Origin of the sequence: Streptomyces endocoffeicus (assembly GCF_016741935.1) — a bacterium.
GTDB classification, from domain to species: Bacteria; Actinomycetota; Actinomycetes; order Streptomycetales; family Streptomycetaceae; genus Streptomyces; species Streptomyces endocoffeicus.
This window is the reverse complement of sequence record NZ_JAERRG010000019.1, coordinates 195453-211379: the sequence shown is the minus strand read 5'-3', so window position 1 is coordinate 211379 and position 15927 is coordinate 195453. Positions and strand designations below refer to the sequence as shown.

The following is a 15927-nucleotide window of genomic DNA, read 5'->3' as shown; positions in this document are numbered from 1 at the left end:
CTACAGCCCCGACTCGGGCGTACGGACCAGGATCCGGCGGCAGTTCTCGCAGCGCAGCACCGTGTCGGGGGCCGCCGAGCGCACCTCGTTGAGCTCGGTGATGGCGAGCTCCTGGCGGCAGCCGTCGCAGCTCCGCTGGTAGAGCCGGGCCGCGCCGACGCCGCCCTGCTGCTGGCGCAGCTTGTCGTAGAGCTTCAGCAGATCGGCGGGGACGGTCCCGGCGATCACCTCGCGCTCCTTGGTGGCGGTCGCGATCTCGGCGTCGATGCCCTCGGCCGCCGCGTCCCGGCGCGAGGTGGCGTCGCCGATCTTCGACTGGAGGGACTCCACCCGCTCGGTCAGCTCGGCGGCCCGCTCCTGAACGGACTCCCGGCGCTCCATGACCTCCAGGACGATGTCCTCCAGGTCGCCCTGGCGCTTGGCGAGGGAGGCGATCTCGTGCTGGAGGTTCTCCAGGTCCTTCGGCGAGGTGACGGCCCCGGAGTCCAGGCGCTTCTGGTCGCGGGCGGCACGCTGGCGCACCTGCTCCACGTCCTGCTCCGCCTTGGTCTGCTCGCGGGCGGTGTCGCTCTCCTCGGTCTGCGCGGCGATGAGCAGGTCGCGCAGCTGGGTGTGATCGGCGTTCAGCCTCTCGATCTCGGCGTGCTCGGGCAGCGTCTTGCGCTTGTGCGCGAGCTGCGACAGCCGGACGTCGAGCGCCTGGACGTCGAGGAGGCGGATCTGATCGGCGGGCGCGGCATTCAGCGTGGGGCTCCAGGGGAGTCGAGTGGGACGGAAACGAGGTCAGGGAGTCGAGCGAGGGGCGGCGGGGGCCGCGGCGTGGGCCGTCCAGGGGTCGGTCACGATACGGGAGACATGCGTCCGCAGACCCCAGCCGTGCCGGTCGGAAATCTCGTCCAGCTGGGCCGCGGCCTGCTCGGTCCAGGGCCATTCGGTGGCCCAGTGCGCGGCGTCCAGCAGGGCGAGATCGCTGTGCTCCCGCGCCTCCGAGGACGGGTGGTGGCGCAGATCGGCGGTGAGGAACGCGTCGACCCCGGCCGCGCGCACCGCGTCGAAGAGGCTGTCGCCGGAGCCGCCGCTGACGGCCACCCGGCGGACGTTACGGTCCGGGTCGCCCGCGGCGCGGATCCCCTGCGCGGTGGCGGGCAGCCGGGCGGCGGCGCGCTCGGCGAACTCCCGCAGCGTCTCGGGGTGGTCGAGCTCGCAGATCCGGCCCAGTCCGCGGCGGCCCTCGGGGTCGGTGGCATCGGGCACCAGCGGGCCGACGATCCGCAGGTCGAGCGCGCCGGCGAGGGCGTCGGAGACGCCGGGGTCGGCGGTGTCGGCGTTGGTGTGCGCGACCTGCAGGGCGATGTCATTCTTGATCAGGGTGTGCACCACCCGGCCCTTGAAGGTGGAGGCGGCGACCGTGGTCGTCCCCCGCAGATAGAGCGGATGGTGGGTGATCAGCAGATCGGCGCCGAGGTCCACCGCCTCGTCGGCCACTTCCTGGACCGGGTCCACGGCGAACAGCACGCGGGTGACCTCGGCGTCGGGGTCACCGCACACCGTACCGACGGCGTCCCACTGCTCCGCCCGCTCGGGCGGCCAGAGGGCATCGAGCGCGGCGAGGACGTCGTTGAGTGCGGGCACGGGGCAAGGCTACCTCCCGGATCACGGCTGAGCCCTGCCCCGGCCTTCACTCAGCGCGACGACCGCGACGCCCGCGACGCCCGGTCGCGGTGGTGACGCGCATCAGTGGTGACGCGCATCAGTGGTGACGCGCATCAGTGGTGACGCGTATCAGTGGACGAGGTAGCCGCGCAGGTCGTCCAGGACCCGGTCGGCGGCGGTGACGCCGAGGCCCAGGTACCAGGTCTCCTCGTCGACGGATCGGGCCCGGCCCGCCTTGACCGCCGTCAGCTTCTTCCACAGCGGGTTGGACTGCGCCTGGTCGCGCTTGGTGGCCTTGGGGTCGCCGTAGACGCCGGTGAAGATCCAGTCGGCGTCGGCCTCGTCGATCCGCTCCGGGCCGATCTCCGCGGCGAGATCGTCGATCTGCTGGTTCTTCGGCCGCGGCAGACCGACGTCCTGGAGGATGGTGCCGATGAAGGACGCCTTGGCGTAGAGCCGGGTGGCCTGCGGCATGAAGCGGAGCATCGTGATGGTCGGCTTGTCGGCGCCGATGTCCTCGCCGAGCTTCTCGGCCTTCTTCTCGTACGCGTCGAGGGAGCGCTCGGCCTCGGCGGTGCGGTCCAGGGCCGCGGCGTTGAGGCGGTAGTTCTCCTTCCAGGTGAAGCCGGGGCGGATGGAGAAGACGGTCGGGGCGATCTGCTTCAGCTCGTCGTAGAGCGGCTCGGCGCGCAGCTTGCTGCCGAGGATCAGATCGGGGTGGAGGGCGTTGATGGCCTCGAGGTTGAGGTTGTTGATGGTGCCGACGTTCTTCGGGCTCCCGGCGTCCTTCTTGAGGTAGTCGGGTATGGCCTGGTCGCCCTCGGAGGGGGCGTAGCCGACCGGCTTCAGCCCCAGCGAGATCACGTTGTCGAGCTCGCCGACGTCGAGCACCACGACCCGCTTCGGCTTGCTCTTGAGCTCGGTCCTGCCCATCGCGTGGGTGATGGTGCGGGGGAACGCGCCGGGCTTGGCATCCGTGCCCAGCTTCGCGGTCTCCTCCGCCGCCTTGCCGAAGTCCTTGCCGCCCTGAGCCACGGACTTCCCGCCCCCGCCGTTGCGCTTGCCGTCGTCCGCGCCGTCGTCCGACGATCCGCAGGCGGTGAGGGAGAGCGCCCCGGCCAGGGCGAGGGCGAGGGCGGCACTGCCGCGAGCGCGCAGGGACATGACGGAGCTCCAGGGATAGCCGGGCGCGCCCGTTCTCACGAGCGCGCCGATCGCACTTAGGTGTGCCTTACTTTAATCACAGAACTTTAATCACAAACCATCCCCGCGTCGCTTACAGCACATTCACCCCCGACCTCTCAGGCGAATCGGGCAACAGCCACACTTACGGGTGGAGCAGGCCCATTACGGCCTTCGGCAGGGAGTGCGAAAACTACGTTCAGTGGCCGGAGGTGACTGACCGATGACTGCCTGTGCCTTCGACACCGCCCTCACCGGGGGCGTCGGCGACCGGCCACGAGGGGGTTTCACCATCGCCTCGGACCGCTCGTACGGCGCGCGGCTCGCGCTCAGCGGGGAGGCGGGCTGCTGGTACCCCGAGCGCTGGACGCTGGACGGCCCGGAGCCCTATGCCGTGCCGCTGCCCGCCGCCCAGCCCGAGGAGCCGGACAGCGAGTTGCTGCCACTGGCCGACGGGCAGGTGCTCATCCACCGCCAAGTGGCCGGCCACCACGCCTTCTCGCTGCTCTACCCGGCCGGCCCCGGCACCGGCGAGCGCCCGCTCGGCGGCATCGACCGCGCCGAGGTCTCACTGCTGCCGCCCGCGCCCGGCGGCCTGTGCGCGTTCGCGCTGGGGCGCGGGGTGCGGTCCACCTCCGTCTGGCTGCTGTTCGGCGGCGGCGTCCTCGCCCCCCAGCACCTGGCCGAGGTGCCCGGCCGCTGTACGGGCGGCAGTTGGCTGGACCGTACGGGCCGGCTGCTGGCCCTCGACCGCGAACTCGACGGCCGCACCAAGACCGTCGTGGTCGATCTGCGGCGCGGCGGCGAGACCAGCCCGCTGCTCCAGATCACCGAGCGCAGCGACGACCGGCTGCTGCTCGCCGACCCCGACAGCGGTCTGCTGCTCGTACGGTCCGACGCGCCCGGCGAGCAGCGGCTGGGCTGGGGCGTGCTGGGCAGCACCCGCCCGGTGCGGTTCCCGGACTGTCTGCGGCCCGCGGGATGGTCGGAGGCCACGCCGTTCGCGGTACAGCCGGGGCAGGTGCTGACGCCCGAGGTGTGCGCGGTCGCCTTCCGCATCGACGGACGGAGCGGCTCCGGGGCCAGGGCCGGGGCCGGGGCCGGGGCCGGGGCCGGGCGGCCGTGGGTGGGCGTATGGCGCCCGGCGGAGCGGCGCCTGCGCGAGTTCCCGGCCCCGGAGGGCTGGCTCCCGGGCGCGGGCCTGTGGACGAGGGACGGCGAGCTGCGCCTGCCGTACGTCACCCCCCAGGTGCCCTGCGGGCTGGCCCGGGTGCGCCTGCCCGGGGCGCCGGGGGCGGCTCCGAGGCTGTCGGGGGGCTCGTGGGTGACGGCGGCGCCGGGTGCCACGAGCGGTGCCACGGCCAACGCCACGCACAGCACCGCGAGCGCGGCGGAGCCGTCGGGGGTGGGGTCGTTCGGGTCGTCGGAGGCGCGATGGAGACCCGACGACCCGACGGGGTCGTGGCGACGGGACGACACGGCGGGGCCATGGAGACCGGGCGACACGGCGGCGCCGTGGGGGCCGGACGACGTGGCGGCGGCGTGGGGGGCGGACGAGGCGGCGGGAGCGCGGCGGATCGCGCGCGTGACACCGGTGGCCGAGCCATCCGGCCCGGTGGCGGAGCCATCCGGCCCGGTGGCGGAGCCATCCGGCCCGGTGGCGGAGCCATCCGGCCAGGCCACGGCCCGGACGCCGGAGGCACTGTGGCGACGGGACGACGCGGCGGGGGCCCGGCGGATCGCGCCGGTGGCGCGGGTGGCGGAGCCATCCGGCCAGGCCACGGCCGGGACGGCGGAGGCACTGTGGCGGCCGCGGCCGGACGACGTGGCGGCGGCGTGGGGGGCGGACGAGGCGGCCGGGGCTCGGCCGATCGCGGGGGTGACACGGGCATCCGGCCCGGCTGCGACCGAAGCGCGGGTTGTTCAGGCGTCGCGGGCGGCGACGCCCGTGGCCGGGGTCGCGACCAGGATCACACCGTGGACCCGGGTCGGCGGGCCCGGCGCGTCCGTCCCCGTGCGGGCGTCCGGGCCGGTGTCCGAGTCGACGCCGACGCCGACGCCGTCCCGGGCACCCGAGCCGATGCCGCTGCGGGAGCGGGCGCCGATGCCCGTACACCAGTCGGTGCCGATGGCCGTACACCAACCGGTGCCGATGCCCGTACACGAGCCGCTGCCGATGGCCGTGCACGAGCCGCTGCCGATGGGCGTGCACGAGCGGGTGCCGGAGTCCGAGTGCGGGTCCGGGGTGGAGCCGTGGGGTGGGACCGGGTCGTGGGCCGGGGTCGAGCAGGAGATGGGGCCCGAGCCGGAGCCCGCTCCCGGGACCGGTCTGACCCCCGCCCTGCGGCCCGTACCGCTGCAGCAGGCACCGCTCGCGCGGCCACCCCGGCCCCGGCCACCCCGCTGGGTCCGGGATCACCCGATTGGTTAGACTCGGGTAGGGGCTGCGCATTCCTGCGTTCCGTCACGCGCGGGACGCCTCGGGTGATGCGCATGGAACGTCGTGCGACATCGTGGTCAGCCCCTTTCGCACAGTACAAAGCGATCTGACGGGGTGACGTACCCACCATGTCCGAAACCCATATCGACACGACCCAGGCGCGCCCGCGGGACGCCGCCGCGGCCCAGGCCGACGGCTCTCAGGGCAAGCACCGGGGGCAGGCCGCGTCCGAGGAGACCCAGGCACCGGCCCACGGCCGCCACCGTCGCCCGAACGAGAACGGCTCCTGACGGCTCCTGAGGACCGTCAAGACCTCAGAGCCTCACGGCCTCAAGACCTCAAGACCTCAAGGCCGTAGGCGCCTCAAGCGTCGTCCCCGATCGCGGGACGGGCTGGATTTCCCCCGGAAGTCCGGCCCGTCCGGCGATCGCGGGGTGCCCCCGGCCAGCCCCCTCCCCCTCGGCCGACGGCGCCTCACCCCCGCTTGAGCCCCAGCACCTCCACCGCCGCGAAGCCCTCCCCGCCCCGCTCCGCGAAGTACGGCGTCAGCGCCGCGTCCAGCTCCTCGAAGCCGAAGGCGTCCCCCTTCGCGTCCACCTTCGCCGCCACCTTCGGCCGCTCCAGAATCGCCAGCATGCCGCCGTGCACCACGAACACCTGGCCGTTCACCTTCGCCGCGCCCGGTGAGGCGAGATAGCCGACCAGCGGGGCCACGTGTTCGGGGGCGAGGGCGTCGAGGCGGCCGTCCTCCGGGAGCTCGAAGTCGGCGAAGACGTCCTCGGTCATCCGGGTGCGGGCGCGCGGGCAGATGGCGTTGGCGGTCACCCCGTATTTGGCGAGGGCCGCCGCCGTGGACGTGGTGAGCCCGACGATGCCGCCCTTGGCCGCCGCGTAGTTCGGCTGGCCCGGCGAACCGGCGAGGAACGCCTCGGAGGAGGTGTTGACGATCCGGCCGTGCACCGGGCCGCCGTCCGCCGCCTTGGACCGCTCGCGCCAGTGCGCGGCGGCGAAGCGGATGGTGTTGAAGTGGCCCTTGAGATGGACCCGGATCACCGAGTCCCACTCGTCCTCGCCCATCGAGAAGACCATCCGGTCACGCAGGATGCCCGCGTTGTTGACCAGGATGTCCAGCGCACCGTAGGTGTCGATCGCGAGCCCGACCAGCTCGCCCGCCTCCGTGTAGTCGGCCACGTCGCCCGCGTGGGCCGTGGCCCGGCCGCCGGCCGCGCGGATCTCCTCGGCGACCTGCTCGGCGGGTCCCGCCGATGCCTCGCCGCTGCCGTCGCGTCCGCCCTGCCCGTAGTCGTTGACGACGACACTGGCGCCCAGCCGCGCCAGTTCCAGGGCCTCGGCGCGGCCGAGGCCGCGTCCGGCGCCGGTGACGATCGCGGTCTTCCCGGTCAGCGGCCCGGTCACATCTCGATGCATGTGCGCAGCGCCTCCCCGGTCCGCATCTGGCCTATCGCGTCATTGATCTCACCGAGCCGCACCCGGTGGGTGATCAGCCCTTCGAGGTCGATCCGGCCCGCCCGCCACAGGTCGATGGTGCGCCGGTAGGAGCGGAGCACATCGCCGCCGCCGTACAGCGAGGGCAGGATCCGCTTCTCGTCGAAGAACAGCTCGAACATGTTGAGCTGGAGGAAGTCGTCCAGCGCCCCGGCGCCGACCACGCACAGCGTGCCACCGCGCCGGGTGATCTCGTACGCCCGGCGGGCGGTGGCGGAGCGGCCCACGACCTCGAAGACGTAGTCGAAGCCCTCGCCCGACGTGACGCTGTTCTTGGCGGTGTCGAGACCGTCCGGGGTCACCGCCTCGGTGGCGCCGAAGCGCAGCGCGGCCTCGCGCCGCGACTCCACGGGGTCGACGGCGACGATCTGCGCCGCGCCCGACGCCCTCGCCCCCTGAATGACGCTGATGCCCACCCCGCCGCAGCCGATGACCGCGACCGATGAACCGGCCTCCACCCGGGCGGTGTTGAAGACGGCCCCGAGCCCGGTGGTCACCCCGCAGCCGATGAGCGCCGCGATGTCGTACGGGACGTCGTCGGGGATCGGCACGGCACAGGGCGCGGCCAGGACGATCTCCTCGGCGAAGGTGCCGGTCCCGGACATCCCGAAGACGTCCTCCGGACTGCCGCCGGGGCGGCGGAAGTTGGGGGTTCCGGCGTTCATGAACCCGGTCAGGCACAGCTCGGTCTGACCGCGTTGACAGGCCGGGCAGCCGCCGCACGCGGGCAGCCAGCACACCAGCACCCGGTCGCCGGCGCTCAGCCCGGTCACCCCGTCGCCCACGTCCAGGATCTCGCCCGCGCCCTCGTGGCCGGGGACGAACGGCGCGGGCTGCGGCAGCACCCCGGCCATCGCGGAGAGGTCGGAGTGGCACAGCCCGGTGGCCCTCAGCCGCAGCCGGACCTTGCCGGGGCCGAACCCCACCGCCTCGATGTCGTCGAGGACCTCGAGCTTGTCCTGTCCCGTCTCGTGAAGTACGGCTGCGCGCACAGCGGCTCCTCGTGATGTCGAGCGTGCGTGTTCTCAGGCGTGCCTGGCGTGCGTGAGCTCAGGCATGCGTCATCTCAGATGTGCGTGTTCTCAGGTGTGCGTGTTCTCAGGTGTGCGTCATCTCAGGTGTGCGTCATCTCAGGTGTGCGTCATCTCAGGTGTGCGTCATCTCAGGTGTGTTCGACGATGGTGTCGGTGAGGACCGGTGCGTCGTCCCGCTCGACGGCGGTCGCCGTCACCTGGACCCGCCCCTCGTCCCGCCACATCCGGACGCGCAGGGTCTCGCCCGGGTACGCGACCCCGGCGAAGCGGGTGGTGTACGAGCGCACCCGGGACACCTCCCCGTCCAGCGCCGTGTCCACGACCGCCTTGAGCACCATCCCGTACGAGCACAGCCCGTGCAGGATGGGCTGCTCGAACCCCGCCAGCTTGGCGAACTCGGGGTCGGCGTGGAGCGGGTTCCAGTCCCCGGAGAGCCGGTAGAGCAGCGCCTGGTCCTCGCGGATGGCCCGCTCCACCGTGCGGTCCGGCTCGCGGGCCGGGGGCTCCACGCGGTCGGAGGGGCCGCGCTCACCGCCGAAGCCGCCCTCGCCCCGGACGAAGATCCGGGTGTCGCAGGTCCACAGCGGGCCGTCCGCGTCGGCGACGTCGGAGCGCAGCACGATGACGGCCGCCTTGCCCTTGTCGTAGACGGCGGCGACCCTCGAGGTCTGGGTGGCGTCCCCGCCGAGCGGGATGGGCCGGTGCAGTTCGACGGTCTGACCGCCGTGCAGTACGGCGGCGAGGTCGACGTCGATACCGGGTGCGGCCATGCCCCCGGCGACCGCCATCCCGCCGCCCGCGACGGTCGCGAAGCTGGGGAGCACATGGAGCTTGCTCTCCAGGGTGTAGCGGAGCTCCTGGGGGTCGGTGGCGGGGATTCCGGCGCCGATGCCCAGGTGGTAGAGCTGGATGTCCTTCTGCCCCCAGATGAGAGCCGTGCTCCGGGGTTCGGCCGAGACGGCCTTCGCGACATCGATGGGCATGGGGCGACACCACTTCCTTGGTCCGCTCGCTGGGCCACGGTCCGAAGACCCCGGCCCGCCCGTCCGCACCGTCGGCCGCGCCGGGGTCGTCGCTGGTCGGCAGGGTCGCGTCGGCCGCGTGGAGTCGTCCGCGCGGACATGTAGAACGCGTTCTAGCCGATGCCACCCTGTATAGCCCAATCGCCCCGAAGGGGGAAGGGTGTGGACGGCGTCTACTGACGGCCCGTCAGATGGTGGCGACCGGGGCACCGAAGGCCCTGGGACAAATGTCACGGCCATCCCCCGACATCCGCATCTGCCCAGCTCATACGGGGATCCGTAGGGTCGGACGCATGTATGCCACCGCCGCGCGCATCGAGCGCCTCAAGCCACCGGGCCGCCGGGCCTTCGTGCCCTGGCTCTTCATGCTCACGGGGGACGTACAGGCGCTCTTCAAGGAGAAGACGCCGCTGCCCTGGCTCGGTGGCGCGGGGGTGGCGGCCTTCATGGCGCTCTACCTCACCACCGTCTTCACCGCCCTCGACGAGCGCCGCCGCCACACCAGGATCCCGCCGCTGGCGCTGGCCGGGCTGGCGGCGGTCACCTATGCGCTGGGCATCGGCTACGCCGGGAACTGGCTGCTGTGTTTCCCGCTGCTGTCGCTGGCCTCCGGGATCGTGCTGCGCGGGGGGAGGCGGAAGCTGGGGCCCGTCATCCTCGTGCTGTCCGCCTCCGCGGGAGTCATCGCCGGGCTCCGCGGCGGCCCCTCGGACTCGCTCACGGTCGGTTACGGCACCATGCTGTCCGGTCTGGTGACGGCGGCCATCCTGTCGCTCTTCGAAACCGTGGCCCAGCTCCGCGCGACCCGCCAGGAGCTGGCCCGTACGGCGGTGGAGAAGGAGCGGCTGCGGTTCTCCCGCGATCTGCACGACCTGCTGGGCCACACCATGTCGGTCGTCGTGGTCAAGGCGGAGGCGGTGCGCCGGCTCGCCCCGAAGGACCTGGAGGCCGCGCTGGGGCAGGCCGCGGACATCGAGGCGGTGGGGCGGCAGGCGCTCACCGAGATCCGCGAGGCCGTCACCGGCTATCGCGAGGGCAGCCTGGCCACCGAGCTGGACCGGGCCCGCTCGGCACTGGACGCCGCCGGTATCGAGGCCGTCGTCCGCCGCGAGGGACCGCCGCTGGCCCCGCAGACGGAGGCCCTGTTGGGGTGGGTGGTCCGCGAGGGCGTCACCAATGTGGTGCGGCACAGCGGGGCGTCCCGGTGCGAGATCGAGGTGCGGAGCGGCATGGACCGGGTACGGCTGGAGATCACGGACGACGGGGGCGGCGTAGGCTCCCGTGCCACCGGTACGGGTGCGGCGGGCGCGGCGGGCGCGACGGACATGGCGGGCGCGGACGGCGCGATCGGGGCGATCGGGGGTACGGGGCTCAAGGGCCTGGCCGAGCGGCTGTCGGCAGCGGGCGGCTCACTGGAGTCCGGCCCCGGCGGGCGCCGGGGCTTCCGGCTCGTCGCCGAACTGCCGGTGGATACGGAGGATGTGGTGGAGGCCGAGGTCGAAGGACGTGGCCACGGCGGAGGGCACGAAGGACGTGATCAGGCTCCTGCTCGCCGAGGACCAGGGGATGATGCGGGGCGCGCTCGCCCTGCTGCTCGGGCTCGAGGACGACTTCGAGATCGTCGCGCAGCTCGGGAACGGGGACGAGATCGTGCCCCGGGCCCTGGAGACCCGGCCCGATGTGGCGCTGCTCGACATCGAGCTGCCCGGCCGCAGCGGTCTGGACGCGGCCGCCGCGCTGCGCGAGGCGCTGCCGGACTGCCAGGTGCTGATCCTGACCACCTTCGGCCGCCCCGGCTATCTGCGCCGGGCGATGGAGGCGGGGGCGGCCGGGTTCCTGGTCAAGGACGGCCCGGTGGAGGAGCTGGCCGTGGCGATCCGCCGGGTGCTGGCCGGTGAGCGGGTGATCGACCCGGGCCTGGCCGCGGCCGCGCTCAGCGCGGGCCCCAACCCGCTGACCCAGCGCGAGCGCGATGTGCTCTCGGCGGCGGTGGACGGGGCGACGGTCGCGGACATCGCGGCCAAGGTGCACCTCTCCCCCGCCACCGTGCGCAACTATCTCTCCTCGGCCATCGGCAAGACCCAGACCCGCAACCGCATGGAGGCCGTCCGCGCCGCCCGCCAGAACGGCTGGCTGTAAGTCGGCCGCGGCCGACTTCCGCCGATCTGCTCGGTACGTCCCCGGTGGGCACCCGTCGAGGGGCCGTGGCCCCGGGCGCCGCGGGCCGGTGGCGGTGCGGCAGGATGAGCGGGTGACTCAGTCTGCCGCCGCCGCGCCCGCGGTCCCCGACCGCACCGTGCTCGACGCCTTCGAGGCGGCGAAGGGCTTCATGCCGCTGGACGAGGGGCTCGCCCTGTATGCCGCGGCCGTGCGGGCGGCGGCGCCGGGGCTGCCGCTGGTGGAGGTCGGCACGTACTGCGGGCGCTCCACGATCCTGCTGGCCGACGCCGCCCGCGCGGCCGGGACGGTCGCCGTGACCGTGGACCACCACCGGGGCTCCGAGGAGCAGCAGCCGGGCTGGGAGTACCACGACCCAGAGGTGGTCGACCCCGAGGTGGGGCGGATGGACACGCTGCCCACCTTCCGCCGCACCCTCCACCGGGCGGGCCTCGAGGACCACGTCATCGCCATGGTCGGGCGGTCCCCGCGGGTCGCGGCGGTGTGGGGGAAGCCGGTCGGGCTGGTGTTCATCGACGGTGGGCACACCGACGAGCACGCGAGCGCCGACTACGAGGGCTGGGCGCCGCATGTCGCGCCGGGCGGGCTGCTGGTGATCCACGACGTCTTCCCCGATCCGGCGGACGGCGGCCAGGCGCCGTACCGGATCTACCGCCGCGCGCTCGCCTCCGGCGCGTTCACCGAGCTCTCCGCCACCCGCTCGCTCCGCGTACTGCGCCGCACCGCGGCCGCCCCGCCCGCCTGACCGCGAGCACATGGCCGGGGCACCCGGCTTGTCCCGCCGCCGCCCGTCCCCGGCGGCAGACGGCGGCCGATGCCCCGTCCCCGGCGGCAGACGGCAACCGGCACCCCCGCCCCGGTGGCAGACGGCGGCAGACGCCCCCGCCCCCCACGGAGGCATCCGCGGCGGGCGCGCCCGCGTGGCCGGGGCCCCGCCGGAAGGCCCGGCGACCGTCACGCCCGGTGACCGTCGCGGCGCCTGACCCGGCCGGGGCGGCGCGGCCGCCCGGCGTTCGAGGCGCGTCGGCCGGGCCGCTACCATCGCCCGCGTGTCCTACGGCAGCTTTCCTCCTGAGCCCGGTCGTCGCGGCGGCACCCTCGCCATCGTCCTGGTGGCGCTGATACCGGCCTGCTTCGTCGGCTGGCTGTTGTGGAGTTCCCTGGGCGGTTCGAAGGACGACGGTGCGGACGGGGCAGGCGGGGCGGGCGGGCCCACGACCTCCTCGACGTCCTCCCCGCCGCCCCCGTCGTCCGGCGCGTCCGCCCCATCCGCACCGTCCACTCCATCCGGCGAGTCCGGAAAGCCCGGAACACCCGGAAAGCCCCTCAAGGGCAAGGTCGTGGTGATCGACCCCGGCCACAATCCGCACAACCGCGACCATCCCTCGCGGATCTCCCGGCTCGTGGACATCGGCACCGAGCGGAAGGAGTGCGACACCACGGGCACGGAAACCAACTCCGGCTACCCCGAGGCGTCCTTCACCCTCGATGTGGCGCGCCGCGCCCGCACTCTGCTCGAAGCGCGCGGCGCCACCGTGCGGTTCACCCAGGACGGCGACCGGCCGTACGGGCCGTGCGTCGACGAGCGCGCGGAGATCGGCAACAAGGCCCACGCCGACGCGGTGGTCTCCGTGCACGCGGACGGCGCGGCCGCCGGGGAGCGCGGCTTCCATGTGATCCTGCCCAAGTCCGTACGGGGCGGCGGCGCGGACACCTCCGCCATCACCGCGCCGTCCCGCCAACTCGGCGAGCGGCTGCGCGGCGAGTTCGCCAAGGCCACCGGCAGCGCGCCCGCGCAGTACATCGGCGACGGCAGCGGGTTGGACGTCCGGGGTGACCTGGGCGGACTCAACCTCTCCACCGTTCCGAAGGTGTTCATCGAGTGCGGCAACATGCGCGACTCCCAGGACGCCGCCGAACTGACCGACACGGCGTGGCGCGAACGCGCGGCACACGGCATCGCACAGGGCATTACGGACTTCTTGAACGAGTAGCGCCGCCACAACCGAACGGGAGGTCACGACCGGGATACCGATGAGACACCCCCGGTCTCCGCAGGCGGATTCACCCGTACGATGGGGCCCACCCCCGACGCCTTCGCGCTATCGCGCCTGGCGGCAGCGCTCGTACAGACGAAACCGACAAAGGACCTCACGTTGAACATCCGCTCGCTCACTCGAGGCGACGGCGTGGTGATCGGAGCAGCGGTGCTGCTGTTCATCGCCTCCTTCCTCGACTTCTACACCGTCGACTGCGGCGGTAGCAGCTTCTGCAAGGACGCCGGTGAGAACGGATGGAAGTCCGCCTTCTTCCCCGTACTGCCCTCGATCTTCCTGGCCGGACTGATCGCCGCGGCGCTCATCGTCTCCGCGCGTTTCCAGCCCGCGGGCCGCAATCTCTTCGGGCTCTCGCTCGAGCAGTGGGGCTCGGCGCTCGCGGTCTTCGCGGCCTGGAGCTCGCTGTGGACGATCATCGGCGGCCCGGACGGAGCCGACAAGGGCGTCGGACAGATCCTCGGCCTGATCGCCACCCTGGCGATGGCGGCCGTCGCGCTGCTCACCCAGCGCGTCCCGGCTCTCAAGGCCCCGCTGATGAACGCCGCCGCCCCGGCCCCGTCCCCGTACGGCGCCCAGGGCCCGCAGCCGGGGTACGGCTACCCGGGTCCGGGCGGTGCCCAGCCCGGCGCCCCCGCGCCGTACGGCACCCCGCAGCCCGGCCAGCCCGGTCAGCCGCAGCCCGGCCAGCCCTTCGGCGGCCAGCAGGCTCCGGCCCCCACCCCGCCGGCCGCGGGTGGCGGGGACTTCGCCCCGTTCTGGTTCGCGGTGCCGGTGGCCCGTCCGCTGTACGCGGAGGACGGTTCGTCGAGCACCATCGCCGAACTGGCCCCCGGCACCTGGTACCTCGCGGTGGAGCAGCGCGGTCAGGCGCTGGTCGCCCAGACGCAGGACGGCCGCCGCGGTGTGCTGCAGGACACCACGGGGATCCAGCGCGGCTGACCCGCGTATGCGCGTCGCATGACGCACGGACGTACGGACGTACGGACGTACGGACGCACATCGCATGACGTGACCGTGCGCGTCCCATGACGCACCCACGGCCCCTCACCCGAAACGCTCGGGCGAGGGGCCGTTGCCATGTGCGGCCCCGGCCCGTACAGTCCGGCCGGTGTGCGGCTGACGTGTCGTCAGCCGCCGTTCTCCACCCTGTCCGGACCTTGTCCGGACCCTGTCCGGCGGAACGAGGGGGCTTCCATGCGGCTCGGTCTGGCGCTCGGCTACTGGGGCCGCGGCCCCGACCCCCGCCATCTGGAACTCGCCCAGGAGGCGGAGCGGCTGGGCTACCACTCGGTGTGGACCGCCGAGTCCTGGGGCTCGGACGCCTTCACCCCGCTCACCTGGCTCGCCGCCCACACCACCCGGATCGCGCTCGGCACGGCGGTCGCACAGATGGCCGCCCGCACCCCCACCGCCACCGCGATGCAGGCACTGACCCTGGACCATCTCTCCGGCGGCCGGATGATGCTGGGGCTGGGGCTGTCCGGACCGCAGGTGGTCGAGGGCTGGTACGGACGCCCGTTCCCCAAGAGCCCGCTGACGGCGACCCGGGAGTACGTCGAGGTCATCCGGCAGGTGCTGAACCGCGAGGCGCCGGTGCGGCTCGACGGGCGCTACCACCCGCACCCCTACGCCGGTCCGGGCGCCACCGGCCTCGGCAAACCCCTCAAGCCCATCGTCCACCCGCTGCGCGCCGACCTCCCGGTGCTGCTCGGGGCCGAGGGGCCCAAGAACATCGCACAGACCGTGCGCATCGCCGACGGCTGGCTGCCGCTGTACTGGTCGCCGTCGCGGACCGAGCTCTACCAGGCGACGCTGGCCGACGCCCGGGACGGCTTCATGGTGGCGCCGATGACACAGGTGCGGGTGTGCGCCGATGTGGCGGAGGGGCTGAAGCCGGTCAAGGCGATGCTCGGCTTCTACATCGGCGGAATGGGCCACGCGGCCCGGAACTTCCACGCCGATCTGATGGCCCGCTTCGGCTACGAGGCCGAGGCGCGCCGAGTGCAGGAGCTGTTCCTGGCGGGGCGGCGCGCGGAGGCCATCGAGGCCGTGCCGGACGCCTTCGCCGATGAGATCTCGCTGGTCGGGCCGCGCGAGCGGATCGCGGAGCGGCTGGAGTTGTGGCGCAAGGGCCCGATCACGGATCTGCTGGCGCTGTCGCCGGACCTCGAGACGCTGCGGGTGCTGGCGGAGCTGGCGGGCTGAGGCGCGTCGTACAGGGCCGGTTCGACCGTCTCGTACGGGTGTGCGGCCGCGCTGGGTTTGGCTTCGCTTCGCGGGGCAACACGTGAGGCATGTCACGAAGTTATCGCCACGGAAGCAACCAGGCGGCGACCGTCGTGGCGGTCGTCGCGGACGTCATGGCCGTCATCCTCGGCCTCTGGATCCTGTTCGCCCTACTCGACGCCAACCGCGCCAACGACCTCGTCACGGTGGTCCACGACGCCGCGAGCTGGCTCGCGAGCTGGTCCCATGACCTCTTCACGATGGACACGGACTGGCTCCGGACCGTCCTCAACTACGGCCTCCCGGCCGTGGTGTACCTCTTCATCGGCCACACCATCGCGGGGCGGCTCCGCCGCGGCTAGCGGGCGTCCGACGGATCGTGCCGCCTGCGGCGGATCTTTCCCCTACCCGCCCCTCCCCGAAACTGGGGCTCCGCCCCAGACCCCCGGGGGCTGGCCCGACCTGTCGTGGATCGTCCGCGGCGCCGTCGTGGCCGGTCGCGCAGTTCCCCGCGCCCCTTCGGGGCTCGTCCGAACTGCGGCCGACTTCCGCAATGCGCCCCGAAGGGGCGCGGGGCTGTGTCGATGTGCGGCTCCGCCGCGTGGCGGGGGCTCCGCCCCTGGGCCCGC

The 15927-nt window shown here is 73.4% G+C and carries 14 protein-coding genes and 1 pseudogene; 9 read left to right on the top strand and 6 right to left on the bottom strand.

Annotated features, from left to right (window positions below):
• The 3 genes from JK364_RS36545 to JK364_RS36535 all read right to left on the bottom strand — a co-directional run bounded on the left by JK364_RS36545 (position 1) and on the right by JK364_RS36535 (position 2817).
• Positions 1-744: a zinc ribbon domain-containing protein gene (locus JK364_RS36545; protein ID WP_201855719.1), complete on the bottom strand. Its 744-nt coding sequence runs from the start codon at positions 742-744 to the stop codon at positions 1-3.
• A gap of 39 nt (positions 745-783) precedes the next feature.
• The gene (locus JK364_RS36540) at positions 784-1632 is read right to left on the bottom strand and encodes a Nif3-like dinuclear metal center hexameric protein (RefSeq protein ID WP_201855667.1); all 849 of its coding nucleotides are present in this window, start codon (positions 1630-1632) and stop codon (positions 784-786) included.
• Positions 1633-1782: 150 nt separating this feature from the next.
• Positions 1783-2817 (bottom strand): ABC transporter substrate-binding protein, encoded by a 1035-nt coding sequence (locus JK364_RS36535; protein WP_201855663.1) that lies wholly within the window; start codon positions 2815-2817, stop codon positions 1783-1785.
• Positions 2818-3058: 241 nt separating this feature from the next.
• Between JK364_RS36535 and JK364_RS58180 the strand changes: the two genes are divergently transcribed.
• Together JK364_RS58180 and JK364_RS36525 are read left to right on the top strand one after the other, a co-directional pair.
• Positions 3059-5266 (top strand): hypothetical protein, encoded by a 2208-nt coding sequence (locus JK364_RS58180; protein WP_201855662.1) that lies wholly within the window; start codon positions 3059-3061, stop codon positions 5264-5266.
• Positions 5267-5403: 137 nt separating this feature from the next.
• Positions 5404-5565, top strand: a complete 162-nt coding sequence (locus JK364_RS36525; RefSeq protein ID WP_020871724.1) for a hypothetical protein — start codon at positions 5404-5406, stop codon at positions 5563-5565.
• Between the two features lie 184 nt (positions 5566-5749).
• Here the strand turns inward: JK364_RS36525 and JK364_RS36520 are convergent, their stop codons facing one another.
• From JK364_RS36520 to chsH3, 3 genes are all read right to left on the bottom strand, one after another.
• Entirely contained in the window at positions 5750-6703 is a 954-nt protein-coding gene (locus JK364_RS36520; protein ID WP_201855661.1) for a 3-oxoacyl-ACP reductase, read from the bottom strand.
• Positions 6688-7773, bottom strand: coding sequence for a Zn-dependent alcohol dehydrogenase (locus JK364_RS36515; protein ID WP_201855660.1), 1086 nt, complete (start codon positions 7771-7773; stop codon positions 6688-6690). Before JK364_RS36515 ends, JK364_RS36520 begins: the two co-directional genes overlap by 16 nt.
• 170 nt (positions 7774-7943) lie before the next feature.
• Complete coding sequence (gene chsH3, locus JK364_RS36510; RefSeq protein WP_201855658.1) at positions 7944-8798, bottom strand: enoyl-CoA hydratase ChsH3; 855 nt, start codon at positions 8796-8798, stop codon at positions 7944-7946.
• A gap of 332 nt (positions 8799-9130) precedes the next feature.
• Between chsH3 and JK364_RS36505 the strand changes: the two are divergent.
• The 7 genes and pseudogenes from JK364_RS36505 to JK364_RS36475 all read left to right on the top strand — a co-directional run.
• Positions 9131-10333, top strand: a pseudogene (locus JK364_RS36505) (sensor histidine kinase); the annotation flags it as partial.
• The gene (locus JK364_RS36500) at positions 10317-10976 is read left to right on the top strand and encodes a response regulator transcription factor (RefSeq protein ID WP_230993023.1); all 660 of its coding nucleotides are present in this window, start codon (positions 10317-10319) and stop codon (positions 10974-10976) included. The pseudogene JK364_RS36505 and the gene JK364_RS36500, both read left to right, overlap by 17 nt.
• Before the next feature lie 112 nt (positions 10977-11088).
• A complete protein-coding gene (locus tag JK364_RS36495) occupies positions 11089-11760 on the top strand; it encodes a class I SAM-dependent methyltransferase (protein ID WP_201855656.1) in 672 nt (223 codons plus the stop codon).
• Positions 11761-12064: 304 nt separating this feature from the next.
• Positions 12065-13009, top strand: a complete 945-nt coding sequence (locus JK364_RS36490) for an N-acetylmuramoyl-L-alanine amidase (RefSeq protein WP_201855654.1) — start codon at positions 12065-12067, stop codon at positions 13007-13009.
• A gap of 162 nt (positions 13010-13171) precedes the next feature.
• Positions 13172-14011 carry a DUF5336 domain-containing protein gene (locus tag JK364_RS36485; RefSeq protein ID WP_201855652.1) on the top strand — a complete coding sequence of 280 codons (840 nt, stop codon included), beginning with the start codon at positions 13172-13174 and terminating at the stop codon, positions 14009-14011.
• Between the two features lie 255 nt (positions 14012-14266).
• On the top strand, positions 14267-15277 hold the full coding sequence (locus tag JK364_RS36480; protein WP_201855650.1) for an LLM class F420-dependent oxidoreductase: 1011 nt from the start codon (positions 14267-14269) through the stop codon (positions 15275-15277).
• A gap of 89 nt (positions 15278-15366) precedes the next feature.
• The gene (locus JK364_RS36475; protein WP_201855649.1) at positions 15367-15660 is read left to right on the top strand and encodes a hypothetical protein; all 294 of its coding nucleotides are present in this window, start codon (positions 15367-15369) and stop codon (positions 15658-15660) included.
• The last annotated feature ends 267 nt before the right edge of the window (positions 15661-15927 follow it).